The 13,333-nt window shown below is 61.6% G+C and carries 11 protein-coding genes; 5 read left to right on the forward strand and 6 right to left on the reverse strand.

Going from position 1 to position 13,333, the window contains the following annotated elements; all coding sequences use genetic code 11:
* Positions 1-7 precede the first annotated feature (7 nt).
* The 5 genes from colR to ACWNZ1_RS16335 all read left to right on the forward strand — a co-directional run bounded on the left by colR (position 8) and on the right by ACWNZ1_RS16335 (position 3,688).
* A complete protein-coding gene (gene colR, locus ACWNZ1_RS16315) occupies positions 8-691 on the forward strand; it encodes a two-component system response regulator ColR (RefSeq protein ID WP_025215158.1) in 684 nt (227 codons plus the stop codon).
* Positions 681-1,958 carry a sensor histidine kinase gene (locus ACWNZ1_RS16320; protein WP_265072337.1) on the forward strand — a complete coding sequence of 426 codons (1,278 nt, stop codon included), beginning with the start codon at positions 681-683 and terminating at the stop codon, positions 1,956-1,958. The genes colR and ACWNZ1_RS16320 overlap by 11 nt, the downstream gene beginning before the upstream one ends.
* 116 nt (positions 1,959-2,074) lie before the next feature.
* Entirely contained in the window at positions 2,075-2,743 is a 669-nt protein-coding gene (locus tag ACWNZ1_RS16325; protein ID WP_135846851.1) for a class I SAM-dependent methyltransferase, read from the forward strand.
* Positions 2,744-2,747: 4 nt separating this feature from the next.
* On the forward strand, positions 2,748-3,458 hold the full coding sequence (locus tag ACWNZ1_RS16330) for a lipopolysaccharide kinase InaA family protein (RefSeq protein WP_135846850.1): 711 nt from the start codon (positions 2,748-2,750) through the stop codon (positions 3,456-3,458).
* Between the two features lie 2 nt (positions 3,459-3,460).
* Positions 3,461-3,688, forward strand: coding sequence for a hypothetical protein (locus ACWNZ1_RS16335; RefSeq protein ID WP_135846849.1), 228 nt, complete (start codon positions 3,461-3,463; stop codon positions 3,686-3,688).
* 170 nt (positions 3,689-3,858) lie between these two features.
* Here ACWNZ1_RS16335 and ACWNZ1_RS16340 read toward each other — a convergent pair whose 3' ends face one another.
* From ACWNZ1_RS16340 to ACWNZ1_RS16365, 6 genes are all read right to left on the reverse strand, one after another.
* A complete protein-coding gene (locus ACWNZ1_RS16340) occupies positions 3,859-6,885 on the reverse strand; it encodes a multidrug efflux RND transporter permease subunit (RefSeq protein ID WP_135846848.1) in 3,027 nt (1,008 codons plus the stop codon).
* Between the two features lie 13 nt (positions 6,886-6,898).
* The gene (locus tag ACWNZ1_RS16345) at positions 6,899-8,047 is read right to left on the reverse strand and encodes an efflux RND transporter periplasmic adaptor subunit (RefSeq protein WP_135846847.1); all 1,149 of its coding nucleotides are present in this window, start codon (positions 8,045-8,047) and stop codon (positions 6,899-6,901) included.
* Between the two features lie 155 nt (positions 8,048-8,202).
* Positions 8,203-9,300: a DUF1513 domain-containing protein gene (locus ACWNZ1_RS16350; protein ID WP_256453628.1), complete on the reverse strand. Its 1,098-nt coding sequence runs from the start codon at positions 9,298-9,300 to the stop codon at positions 8,203-8,205.
* Between the two features lie 2 nt (positions 9,301-9,302).
* Complete coding sequence (locus ACWNZ1_RS16355) at positions 9,303-10,367, reverse strand: imelysin family protein (RefSeq protein ID WP_135846845.1); 1,065 nt, start codon at positions 10,365-10,367, stop codon at positions 9,303-9,305.
* 29 nt (positions 10,368-10,396) lie between these two features.
* A complete protein-coding gene (locus ACWNZ1_RS16360; RefSeq protein WP_406822741.1) occupies positions 10,397-11,824 on the reverse strand; it encodes a di-heme oxidoreductase family protein in 1,428 nt (475 codons plus the stop codon).
* Between the two features lie 142 nt (positions 11,825-11,966).
* Positions 11,967-13,307, reverse strand: coding sequence for a sensor histidine kinase (locus ACWNZ1_RS16365; protein WP_135846843.1), 1,341 nt, complete (start codon positions 13,305-13,307; stop codon positions 11,967-11,969).
* Positions 13,308-13,333: the final 26 nt, after the last annotated feature.

Genomic DNA, 13,333 nt, shown 5'->3' on the forward strand with positions numbered 1-13,333 from the left:
GATGCCCATGCGAATTCTGTTGGTTGAAGACAACCGCGACATCCTGGCCAACCTGGCCGATTACCTGGGGCTCAAGGGCTATACCGTCGATTGTGCCCAGGACGGTTTGTCGGGGCTGCACTTGGCGGCCACCGAACACTACGACCTGATCGTGCTCGACATCATGTTGCCGGGTATCGACGGCTACACCTTGTGCAAGCGCCTGCGCGAAGATGCCCGACGCGATACACCGGTGATCATGCTCACCGCCCGGGATCAGTTGGACGACCGTTTGCAGGGCTTCAAATCCGGGGCCGATGATTACTTGATCAAACCCTTTGCCCTGTCGGAACTGGCGGCGCGGATCGAAGCCGTCATGCGACGAGCCCAGGGCGGTGGCCGCCGTGCCTTGCAGGTCGGCGACTTGAGTTACGACCTCGACACCCTGGAAGTGACCCGTGAAGGCAAACTGCTCAAGCTCAACCCCGTAGGCCTGAAGCTGCTGGCGGTATTGATGCAGAAAAGCCCCCACGTGCTGCGCCGGGAAATCCTCGAAGAAGCGCTGTGGGGCGATGATTGCCCGGACAGCGACAGTCTGCGCAGCCACGTCCATCAACTGCGCCAGGTGATCGACAAGCCGTTCGATAAGCCGCTGTTGCACACTGTGCACGGCGTGGGGTATCGCCTGGCCGAGGGCCGAGATGGAGTTTAAGCAGAGCCTTGCCCAACGGATCATCATCGCGTTTGCGCTGATGAGCGCGTTGGTCGCCGGGGCGTTCGCCATGGGCATCGTGGCGACGGTCCACCTGGTGGAAGAAAAGCTGATTTCCGCCGGACTTGGCGGCGATCTGCAACGCCTGCTCCTGATGGACAGCGTCTCGGACTGGAACCACCGTCCGGAACCTGACCAGTTGTTCTATTTCAGCGGCGGCCCGGGTGACTTCGAGTTGCCCAAGGATCTGCGTCACCTGGAGCGTGGTTTCCACGAGGTGTTTCGCGAGCAATTGTCCTATCACGCCATGGTCGAGATCGTTGACGGTCGGCACTACGTGCTGTTGCAAGACCAGAGCGACTTCGAGGAACGTGAGCGCGTGCTGTTCGCCGTGGTGCTGGTGGGCTTCGTGCTCAGCTTGGCGCTGGCGGTATTCCTGGGCTGGGTCCTGGCACGTCGGGTGATGGCCCCCGTGGTTCGCTTGGCCCAGCAGGTACGGCATCGCGACCAGCTCCTCGGACTCGCTCCGCCGCTGGCTCCGGATTACGCCGCCGATGAAGTGGGCGAACTGGCCGTGGCGTTCGACGCGACACTGGGTCGGTTGCGCCAGGCCTTGACTCGCGAGCGGTTGTTCACCAGCGACGTGAGCCACGAGTTGCGTACACCGTTGATGGTCCTGGCGACCTCCTGCGAGCTGCTGTTGGAAAACCCGGCCCTGGATCCGCGTGGCCGCACGCAGGTGGAGCGCATTAGCCGGGCCAGCGAAGAGATGCGCGAGCTGGTGCAAACCTTCTTGATGCTCGCCAGGGCAGAGCGTGAAGACAACGGCATGTCACCTCGGCTGCCCCTTGCCCAGGTGGCTGAAAACCTCCTCGGGGTGTGGCGTGGTCCCATCGAATCAAAAGGCCTCATGCTGATCTTCGAACCGGGGCAAACCGTCGACACGCTGTATAACGCCACATTCCTGACCGCGGTCATGGGCAACCTGCTGCGAAATGCCTTGCACTACACCGACCAGGGTTTCATCCGCCTCTCGTTGACCACTACCGGATTCGTGGTCGAGGACAGCGGCGTGGGCATCCCGGAGGAGAAGCGCGAGGCGATGTTCGAGCCGTTTGTACGCGGCAATGAAAAGCGTGGCGAGGGGTTGGGGTTGGGGTTGTCACTGGTGCAACGGATTTGCGAGAACCAGGGCTGGACGGTCAGCCTCAGCACGATGGAACCCAGCGGGTGCCATTTCGAGGTGGAGTTGAGTTCGAAGGGGTGAGCCCTTGGCTTGGAAAAGTCTTGTAAACATTGGGTTGTTTACATGACTTTTTTTTCACAAAGAGATGACAAACCAATTCATAAGGTGGGGCTGATCAGAAAGAGAGGCCCTCCTCAATGTCCAAACCCATCAAGCTCGATTTTTCCGAAAAATACGATGAGCAGCATGCCCGAAGATATTTTCGTAAGCATCGCAGCGGTGTGAGTCGCCGTCTTTCCAACCTGAGAGATCAACAACTGGCCAGGCGCGCGTTAGCGCTTGTGGGCGATCCGGGTCTGGTGTTGGATCTGCCCTGCGGTGCCGGGCGCTTCTGGCCCTTGTTGGCCGAAAAGCCGAATCGGGTGATCATCGGCGCGGACAATTCCCAAGCCATGCTCCAGACCGCATTGACGTCTCAACCGGCTGATGTCGTGAAACGGGTACAACCCTTGCACACTTCTGCGTTCGACATTGCTTTACCTGATAACGCCGTCGACAGCGTTTTTTGCATGCGTCTGTTGCACCACATCGGTGAACCCGCGCATCGACTGGCGATTCTCAGGGAATTGGAGCGTGTCACCCGCGATAGCGTGATCGTTTCGTTGTGGGTCGATGGCAATTTCAAGGCCTGGAAACGCAAGCGCGAGGAGCGCACTCGTGGGCAAAGAACCTACCAGAATCGATTTGTGTTACCGGTCGCTACAGTAGAAGAAGAGTTTCGGCAGGCCGGGTTTCGCATTCAGGAACGACTGGATTTTCTACCGCTGTATGCCATGTGGCGAGTTTACGTATTACGCAAGAGGTGACGGCATGGGTGTCCAGGTAGCGCAGGCATCAACGATTCCCTTTGACGACTTCGAATACTTCTGGAGTCAGCAGGGGGAGTGGGTGGAAGAACCCAATGTGCGCCGTGGCGGTGAAAGCGGTGTGCAGCGGATCAAGAGCAAGGATGGCAAGCTGTTGTATGCCAAGCGTCAGACCGGCCATATTCATCGCAGTTGGCTGTACCCGTTCGGTCGACCGACTGTGTTGCGTGAGCGGGATGCACTCCTGGCGTTGACCCGGCTTGGTGTGCGCGTCCCCCAGCTCATTTTCTGTGGTGCCCAGCGGGACCCGGTTCATAAGTGGCGTGCGCTGCTGGTGACCCAGGCACTCGAAGGTTTCGAAGAGATCAAGCATTGGTATGCCGCAGGTGGGCGCGAGCGTCATGGGGAAGCAGTGCATGACCAAATCCTCGCAGCATTGGCTGAAAGCCTGGCCCGCATGCACATGGGCCGTTGGCAGCATGGTTGTATCTACATCAAGCACGTGTTTGTGCGCGTGACCGGGGAGGGTGAGGCGGCCCGGGCCGAAGTGGCCTTGCTGGATTTTGAAAAGTGTCGCCAGCGCCTGACTGCCCGGAGCGCTGCATCCCATGACCTGAAGCAGCTGCGGCGCCATTCGTCGTTCAGCGACGCCGACTGGAAAAAACTCGTCTACTTTTATGAGGCGGCGTTTGGCAGCGCTATCAAAGGTTTATAGCGATGAAACTAGAAATTGCTAGAGGTTTATTTTTAGTAGGAGCCCTGGCAGTTGCATCGATGGCGGTGGCTGTATGGGAACAGCCGCGTTCGCAGATCCTCAGTGCTTCCCACATCGACGCCCATTGCCCTGTGCCCAGGGTGGTCAAGGCCAGCGAGGCGATCCGACCGGATAATGATCTGCTGCTGTTCATGTTCAGTCTTTCTCAAGGGATGAGGCCGCAGAGTTGAGCATCATGAAGCCAAAATAAAGGCCTCACCTATGTGAGGCCTTTATTTTTGCGTAGAGGTTCTTCAATGCCTCCCCCCGTCTGCAGCCAAATACTCACCCTGTGGCGAGGGAGCAAGCTCCCTCGCCACAACAGCATCCCGTACCAAAATGAGGTGTGTTTGAACAGTCCTCAGGGTTTGTCCGGCTTGGCCAGCAGTGTGTAGACGCAAGGCAGCACGAACAGTGTGAACAAGGTGCCAATCGACATCCCGGTAGCGATCACCGTGCCGATGTCGAAGCGGCTCACCGCACCGGCACCGGTGGCCAGGATCAGTGGCACCATGCCAAACACCATCGCCGCGGTGGTCATCAGCACCGGTCGCAGGCGAATCGACGCGGCTTGTTCCACGGCTTCCCGTGGCGTCAGGCCCTGTTCCTGGCGCAACTGGTTGGCGAATTCGACGATCAGGATGCCGTGCTTGCTGATCAGGCCGATCAGCGTCACCAGCCCCACCTGGGTATAGATGTTCATGCTCGACCAGCCAAGGAACAGCGGAATCAACGCGCCGCAAATGGACAGTGGCACCGTTACCAGGATCACCAGCGGATCCCGGAAGCTTTCGAACTGGGCCGCCAGCACCAGGAAGATAATCGCCAGGGCCAGGGCAAAGGTGACCCACAGTGCGCTGCCTTCCTGGACGAATTGTCGCGAAGCTCCGGCGTAATCGAAGGCGAACCCTACTGGTGCTTCTTCCCGGGCGATCTGGCGGACCGTCTCGATGGCTTCGCCCATGCTCACGATGGGAAAGCCGGAAATTGTGACCGCATTGAGCTGCTGGAACTGATTCAGTTGCCGTGGCCGCGCCCGGTCGCTGACCTTGATCAGGGTGGACAGCGGCAGCAGCTCACCCTGGGTATTTTTCACGTAGTAATTGTTCAACCAATCCGGGTTGTCTCGAAATGGCCGTTCAACCTGGGCAATGACCTTGTAGCTGCGTCCTTCGATGGTGAAACGGTTGATCTCGGATTCACCCAGCAGGGTTGCCAGGGTACCGCCCAGGTCCTGCATCGAAACCCCCATCTGGGCCGCCTTGGCGCGATCGATGTCTACCACCACCTCGGGTTTGTCGAAGGCAAGGTCAATGTCCATGAAGGCAAATTTGCCGGATTCCAATGAGCGTGCCTTAACCCGCTCGGCGATCTCCAACAGTGTGGCGTAATCCTTCGGCGAGTTGATGACGAAGGCAAATGGCAGGCCTTCGCCGGTGCCCGGCAGCGAGGGCAGGTTGAAGCCGAAAATCTGCAAGCCGGGAATGTTCTCCAGCTTGGCCTGGACTTCAGGCAGGATTTCCATCTGGGTGCGGCTGCGTTCGTTCCAGGGCTTGAGCAGGAAGCCGCCGATGCCGGACTGCACGCCGTTGTAGCCGTTGATCTGGAACGAGGAGTAGTACTCGGGGAACTCCTTGAAGATCGTGATGAAGTGATCGGTGTAGGCGTTCAGGTAGTCGAGGTTGGTCGTCTTCGGGGCATTGGCCATCATGAAAATGATGCCCTGGTCCTCGTCGGGTGCCAATTCGGACTTGGTGAACATGATCAGCACCGGAATCAGCAGCAGGATGATCCCGGCGAACACCAGCACTACCGGGCGGGCATTGAGGGTGCCGTGAAGCAGGCGCTGGTAGCGGCTCTTCAAGCGTTCGAAGACCACGTCCAACCGATGGGCCAGCCCCGACGGGTTCTCGTCATGACGCAGCAGCAGGGCGCACATCATCGGCGACAGGGTCAGGGCGACGATCCCGGAAATCACCACCGCCCCGGCCAGTGTCAACGCGAACTCCTTGAACAACGCTCCGGTCAGCCCTTCGAGCAGGCCAATCGGCGCGTACACCGCTGCCAGGGTGATGGTCATCGAAACCACCGGCATGGCGATTTCCCGAGCACCTTCAATCGCGGCCTCGAACGGGCTCTTGCCTTCCTCGATGTGCCGGTGGATGTTTTCCACCACCACGATGGCATCGTCCACCACCAGACCGATGGCCAGCACCATGGCCAGCAGCGTCAGGAGGTTCAGCGAGTAGCCCATCAATTGCATGAAGAACATCACGCCGATCATCGACAGCGGGATGGTCACCACCGGGATGACCACTGAGCGCAGTGCGCCGAGGAACAAGAAGACCACGACGATGACGATCAGCACCGCCTCGAACAGGGTTTTTACCACCTCGTCGATGGAAGCCTGGATGAACAGGGTGGCGTCGTAGGCGATCTCGGCCTTGAGGTTGGTCGGGAGCTGGGCCTCCATGTCCGGCATGATCTTGCGCACTTCCTTGATCACATCCAGCGGGTTGGCGCCGGGCGTGGCCTTGATCCCGATGTACACCGAGGGCGTGCCACCAAAGGAGCTGATGGTGTCGTAGTTCTCGGCACCCATTTCCACGCGGGCCACGTCCCGCAACAACACGCGGCTGTCGCCGTCGGTCTTGAGCGGGATCGCGGCGAAGGTCTCGGCGGACTTGAGTTCGGTGTTGGCGTTGATGCTGGTGACCACATACTCGCCTTTCACTTCACCGGCAGCGGAGAGGAAATTGTGCTGGCGCACGGCATTGGTCACGTCGGTGGCGGTCAGGCCGAAGCCGGCGAGCTTGACCGGGTCCAGCCACAGGCGCATGGCGAAGACCTGGTTGCCGAGAATCTCCGCTTCGGCCATGCCCGGCAGTGTCGCCAGCTTGGGCTGGATCACCCGTGAGAGGTAGTCGGTGATTTGCGGGTTGTTCAGTTCCTTGCTGAAGAAACTGATGTACATCAGTGCCGAGGCATCGGCGGCCTCGCGGCTGAGCACCGGGTCTTCGGCGTCCTGGGGCAGTTGGTTCTTGACCTCGTTGGCCTTGGCCAGCAGTTCGGTAAAGAGTCGGTCGCTGTTGGCGCCGATGCGGGCATAGACCGATATCACCGAGAAGTTCTGGCGGCTGACCGAGGTCATGTAGTCGATGCCTTCGGCACTGGCCAGGCTCTGCTGCATCGGTTGGGTGATGTAGCCCTGGATGGTTTCGGCGTTGGCCCCGGGGTAAGCGGTGGTCACTGTGATCAGGGCGTTTTCCATCTGCGGGTACTGGCGCAGGGGCAGCTTGCTCCAGGCCTGGAAACCCAGAAGCACGATCAACAGGCTGACCACGGTGGCGAGCACCGGACGGCGGATGAACGGATCGGTAAAAGCCATGGGGGTTCCTTGATCAGTCCGCGCGCGGCGGGCTGTTCTGTTCGGTCAGGGTCTTGTCGTCGCTGATGGCGATGGGCGTACCGTTATCGAGTTTGAGCTGGCCGGCGATCACGACTTGTTCGCCGCTTTGCACGCCTTTGGAAACCAGCACGTGCCCGTCGCGTCGCTCGCCAGTTTCAACGAAGCGCCGTTCGGCGATCAGGATCGGCTGGCCCTTGTCGTCTTTCTCGACACTGCCGTCGGCGGCTTTTTTCTGCGTCACCACGTACATGGAGTTGCCATAGAGGGTGTAGGTCACGGCGCTTTCCGGTACGACGATGCCGGCGGCCACGTCCGGCAGGATCACCTGCAGGTTGGCGAACATACCGGGCAGCAGTTTGCCGTCGGGGTTGGCCAGGGTGGCGCGCACCAGCACGTTGCGGGTGCTGTCCTCGACCTTGGGGTTGATCGCGCTGATGGTGCCGACGAAATTCTGCCCGGGATAGGCCGAGACGCTGACGTTGACTGACTGGGCAACCGCGAGCCTGGGCACCGTTTGCTCGGGGACGTAGAAATCCACGTAAAGGCTGCTGAGGTCCTGCAGGGTGGCGATCACTGTGCCGCTGGCCAGGTAGTCGCCGACGTCCACCTGGCGAATGCCAATGGTGCCGCTGAACGGCGCCAGGATGTGCTTCTTGGCCAACGATGCCTTGAGTTGATTGACCGTGGCCTGGTTCTTTTTCAGCTGTGCCGCGAGCCGGTCGAACTCGCCTTTGGAGATCGCCTGGCTGCCCACCAGTTGTCGGCCGCGACCGAAATCCAATTGTGACAGGCCAAGGTCGGCCTCGGCGGTTTCCAGCAGGGCGCTTTCGACGTCACTGTCCAGTTGCAGGAGCGGCTGGCCGGCCTTGACCTTCTGCCCGGACTGGAACTGCACCTTCTGCACGGTTCCGGCAGTTTCCAGGCTCAGGTCCACGCCTTGCAGCGCCTTGAGGCTGCCAACGGTCGGCAGGCGGGCTTGCCAGGGCTGCTCGACGGCCTTGGCCACGGCGACGCTGACCGGTGGTTTCGGTACGGAAAACATCTGGATCTGCTGGTAGACGGAGAAGGCCTTGTAGCCGGCCAGTAACAGCACAACCAGCAGGACAACCCCCAACATGATCAGCATGCGGCGTCGCAGCATGTTCCACTTCCTTGGAAAAAAGCCGAGAGAAAAGACAGACAGGCGGGCACATTACTCTGAGTGTGCGGGCGATTCCAGCCGCTATAAGCCTGCCTGGCGTAGGAATATTCCCAAAAGTCAGGGCGCTTGGCGCCGATAGGCTTCGCTCCCTTGCATCAGGCCAGATGCAAATGGTTGTCCCAGAGCCCTGCCGGCAGATCCAGCGGTTTTGCAACCAGTTGTGTCTGCCGACAGTCGTAATAGCGGCAACGCCCCTGGCCCGACGTCACGACGAAACCGTCGGCCACCGCACCCACGCCGGCACAGTCCGGCAGCGGCGCATCCAGGCGTACTTCGCCACTGTCCAGGTCCCAGATGAAAAAGCGGTTGCCACGGGGCGCGGTCAAGGCCACCAGGCGCAGGTCGCTGTGCACGGCGACGCTGGCGGTGTAATGCCCCATGGCCTGCAATTGCTGCTCGGGCACCGGGAACGCCTGGAATGGCTGGTCTGGCCGCTTGATCGCCAGCAATTGCGAGGGCTCGTGGGCAGCGCCCATGAACTGCTGGCCGGAGACAATGGTGCCGTCGCGGGCGATGCCCAGGTGACGCACGCTGTTCATCGACTGGGCAAGGGTTTCCTTGCTCAACAGTGTGCCATCGCGTTGCATCAATACCAGGCTTGGCTCCATGGCGTTGAGGTTCATCTCGACCCGGCTCTCGGCCTCGGTGCGAATGCCGCCATTGGCCACCACCAGCGTCTCGCCGTCGGGCATCCATGACACCTGATGCGGGCCGATGCCGTGGGTGGAAATCTCGCCGCTGTGCACCAGCCGCTCGCCTTCGAAACGGTACACGCCCAACAGGCCACGTCCCGGATCGGTGGTGTCGTTCTCGGTGGCATACAACCATTCGCCACTGTTATGGATCACCGCGTGGCCGTAGAAATGCCGGTTCGGCAACGAGGTGATGGTTTGCAGCAGCGCACCATCGCGCAGGTCGATCAGGTAGCTTTCGGTGCCGGGCCGACGGGCGACGAACAGCGCAATCGGCAGCGTCGGATGGTTGATGATGTCATGGCACCGCTGGCCGACCTGGGTGACGAACACCCGGCTGCCGTCCAGCCGATAGCCCACGGCGTAGTGCTTGCCGTCGCCATCGTCCCGTGCCGAAAGCAACAGCGGACTCTTGTCCTTCTGCTTGAACAGCGTCCAGCCGCCCAGGGTAACGGCGCCGAGCAGCAGACTGCCCAGTGCCAGAGCCTGACGTCGAAACATGATCAGTCACCGTCGTTGGCGTTGAAGCCCAATTGAATACCCAGCGCCTTGGCCAGTTCGCCTTCATGCAGGCGATGGACGACGTTGAGGCTGTCGTACAAATCGTTGAGTTGCTGGCGCCCGGCATCGTCGCCGAGCATTTCGCTCAGCGAACGCTGGCTGCTGGCGAACAGCTTTAACGAGGCGTCGTACGCCGCATCGATTTTGTCGGCCAGAGGCTTCTGGTCGCCTGGCAACAGACCGCGCAGGCCTTGGTTATCGACGCCCACCCAGACGGTTCGAGCGGCGCTCAGGCTGGCCTCCAGGCTTTGCAGCGACGACTGGCTGCGCCAGGCATCGGCCTGGAACGGTTGCGGCACGCCCTTGCTCTGGCGGCCCATTGGCGTACCGAGTTTTTTCTTCAAGGTGTCGAGGGCGGTGACCTGGACCCGCAGCAGATCGGCGATGGCTTCGTGGGAATCGGCGTAGCGCTGGTTCGGGAATTTGCTCATCTGGGCGAGCATGCCGTCGTTGGTGTTCCAGCGCGACAGGATCTCTTCAGCCAGTTGCTTCTGGCGCTCACCGATGGCGGTCAGCAGTGGGCAATACTTGGCTTTCTGTGCACTGTCGGCCATGTCGATCTTGGCGTCGAACAGCAGGTACTCATAGGCTGAGAGGCCCTGGACCACAACGCTGGACTTGGCCAGGGCCGCGGCGTCGATCTGCGGCTGGCTGTTGACCAGTTGCTCGACCTGACGGCCCACCAGGTTTTTCTTGTCCGGCCAGAACTGTACCTGCCAGGCGCGGTTACCCTCGGCCAGCGGACCGATCAGCAGCGGTTGCAACTCGGCCCAGGCTTTTTGTGCCTTGAGGAAGTCGGCGCGGGCGGTTTCCAGGTTTTCCTTGCCCTGGCAGAACGCCAGGGCGCTGGTCGCCAGTTGCCGGTCGGCATCGACCCAGCGGCTGTAGGTCGGCAGGATCACTTGCTTGGCGATGGCCGCCGAGGTGACCGCTTGCGGGTCTTGGGGCGAACAGGCTCCGAGGGCGAGGGCGGCGAGGCTGGTGAACAACAGCTTGGGACGGAACATGTCGGGCTCCCGTTTTTCGGAAAGTGCGTTTAAAGGGAATTCAGGAACGCCAGCAACGCAGCACGCTGCTGGGCATTGAACGATAAAACCTGTCGCTGCGCCGCTTGCGCTTCGCCGCCATGCCACAGCACGGCTTCGAGCAGGTTGCGGGCGCGACCGTCATGCAGGAACTGGGTGTGGCCGTTGACGGTTTCGGTCAGGCCGATGCCCCACAGCGGTGGGGTACGCCAGTCACGGCCGCTGGCCTTGAACTCACTGCGGTTGTCGGCCAGGCCTTCGCCCATGTCGTGCAACAGCAGGTCGGTGTAAGGACGGATGACCTGGTTCGCCAGTTCCGGTTCGGCAGCGTTGGCGGACGTGGTGTATTTCGGGGTGTGGCAGGACTGGCAACCGGCCTGGAAAAACAGATTCTTGCCGGCCAGCACCTGAGGTGAATTCACTTCGCGACGGGCTGGCACGGCGAGGTTGCGGCTGTAGAACAGCACCAGGCGCAGGATGTTGTCGCTGACTTCCGGCTCGCCGTCGGGGCCGTTGCCGCTGGGGGCGCGCTTGCAGTCGACCTGGGTCTCGGTGCAATCGTCGAAGGGCCGCAGGCGGGTCGTCAGGCCCATGTCACCAGAGAACGCGTGGACGTTCTGTTGGTTGAGGTTGGGCTGCCCGGCCTTCCAGCCGAAGCGCCCCAGTACGGTTTTTTGCTGGGCATCGTCCCAGACCTGGTTGGGGCGCCCGGCGATGCCGTTGTTCTCGCGCGCCTGGGCCTCGGCGTTCGCCAGGATGGCTTCGTCGGGGATCGCCTCCAGCAGCCCCAGGCCGATCATCGGCGGTGCGACGCGGGCGGAGAAGCGCGTGTCCGGGTGCATCGGTCCATAAGCCAGTTGCGTGATCTGCAGGCTCGGCTTGCGCAGTTCCACGACGGTGCCGTCCTTGAAACGCACGGGCACGGGGGTGTAATCGACTCGCACCTTGCCTTCGGGGGCGACGCCGGGCACAGACATATCCTGCAACTGCCCACCGTAAACCGGTTCCGGCACTACCCCCAGTTGTTCGATGACCTTGGTGTAGGCCGGCGCGTCGGGGATCGAAAGGCGCACCAGCATCGACACCGCGCTGGTCGCGTCCGGCGCCGGCGGATGACCGCGACCGTCCTTGACGTGGCAATTCTGGCAGGCGTTGGTGTTGAACAAAGGCCCGAGGCCGTCGCGGGCGGTGGTGGTCGATGGCGCGATCACCCAGGGGCTGCGGAAGAAACTGTTGCCGACACTGAAGTCCACGCGCCGTGAGGGTGGCAGGTTGGCCGAGGGCAGGGAGAAGGCATTCTGATCGCTCTTGCGCACCGTTGCGGCGCCACCGGATCGGGCTTCGCCGGGTTCGGCCTGGGTAAAACGCGGGGCATCATCGCAGGCACTCAGGCCCAAGGCCATGAACAGCGCGCAAAAACGAAGAGGCAACGACGGCATCGGGCATCCAGGGAGAGCGAAACGGGGGCGCAAAGTCTAACAGGGCGGGGCGCTTTGAATAAGAGGAATTATCGTTTGGTTCGAGGGGGCTGTTTGATTCATTGTGGCGAGGGAGCTTGCTCCCTCGCCACAGGCTCATCCCTCAGGGTTGGCCAATAGCCCCCGGCACCAACGGCAACTCCAGGCTGGCGATGAATCCGCCCCCTGGGTGATTGGCCAGCACCAACGCGCCACCATGGCGTTCGGCGGCACGGCGCGCAATGGCCAGGCCCAGGCCATGGCCGGCGGCGGTCTGGCCGGGCGCTCGGTAGAACGGCTCGCCCAACTGACCCAAGTGTTCGGCGTCCACCCCAGGCCCGTGGTCGCGCACGCTGATCAGGATCCGTTCGCCCTGGCGCACCGCGCGCATCTCGATGGGTTGCCCGGCTGGGTTGAAGCGCTGGGCGTTGCGCAGCAGGTTATCCACCGCCCGTTCGATCATGGTTGGCCAGCCCTTCAGGGCCAGGTTCGGTTCCGTTTCCAGTTGCACGCTCTGTTCGGGGGAAGCCAGTTGCGCATCTTTTTGCAGGGTAATCAGCAGATCGTTGAGATCCACCTCTTCAGCGCTGGCGTTGTCGGCATCGACCCGAGCCAAGACCAGGATTTCGCTGATCAGCGCTTCCAGGCGATCACATTCGCGGGTCAGGCGCGGCCAGAGCTTTTCCCGTTCCTCGGGGCTGGCCCGTTCTGCCAGTGCCAGGGCGATGCGCAACCGGGCCAGAGGCGAGCGCAGTTCGTGGGAGACATCTCGCAATAGCTGCCGTTGACTCGCAATCAGGCTTTGCAGGCGTGCCCCCATACGGTTGAAATCGGTGGCCAGCACGCCGAACTCGTCCCGACGGTTGGCCAGCTTGGCGAGGCTGTTCTGCTGGTAGGTGGCTTGGCCCAGGTCATGTACGGCGCCGCGCAGACGGTTCAGCGGGCGAGTGATGGAGAAGGTCACCAGCAGACTGAACAGGGTCAGCACCACCAGGGCGATCCCCAAGGCACTGAGGGGCCACAGCAAGCTGTCGCGGTGCCAGGCGTCCAGTTCGGGGTGGGGGATGCGGTAAATGAACAGGTACGTGTCGCCGGTTTTGGCGCTGGTGAACTCATCGGTCAGTCGCCGCCACGGCAGGCGTCGGTCATCGTTGTTCTGTCGCGCCTCGAAGGCTGCCGCGCGACGCGGGAAGGTGCCGCGCACCACCGGGTCGCCGCTCTCGTTGAGCACCTGGACGTCGATGTGGTACTGGCGCTTGCGCCCTTGCAGGATGTCCTGCGCCGCCTCTTCGCCCTGGCTTTCGTAGGTTCGCGTCCACTCTTCGGCCAGGGTGTTGAGACCCGGATGGCGGCTGAGGATCCAGGCGTCCTGGTTGAGCATGTGGCCCATGAGAATCGACAGCCCTGCAACCAGGGCGATGGCCAGCCAGAAACTGGCCAGGATGCGCCAGAACAATGAACGCACGGTAAATCCTCGAAAACAAAGAAAGC

Source organism: Pseudomonas sp. CFBP 5748, assembly GCF_053850495.1.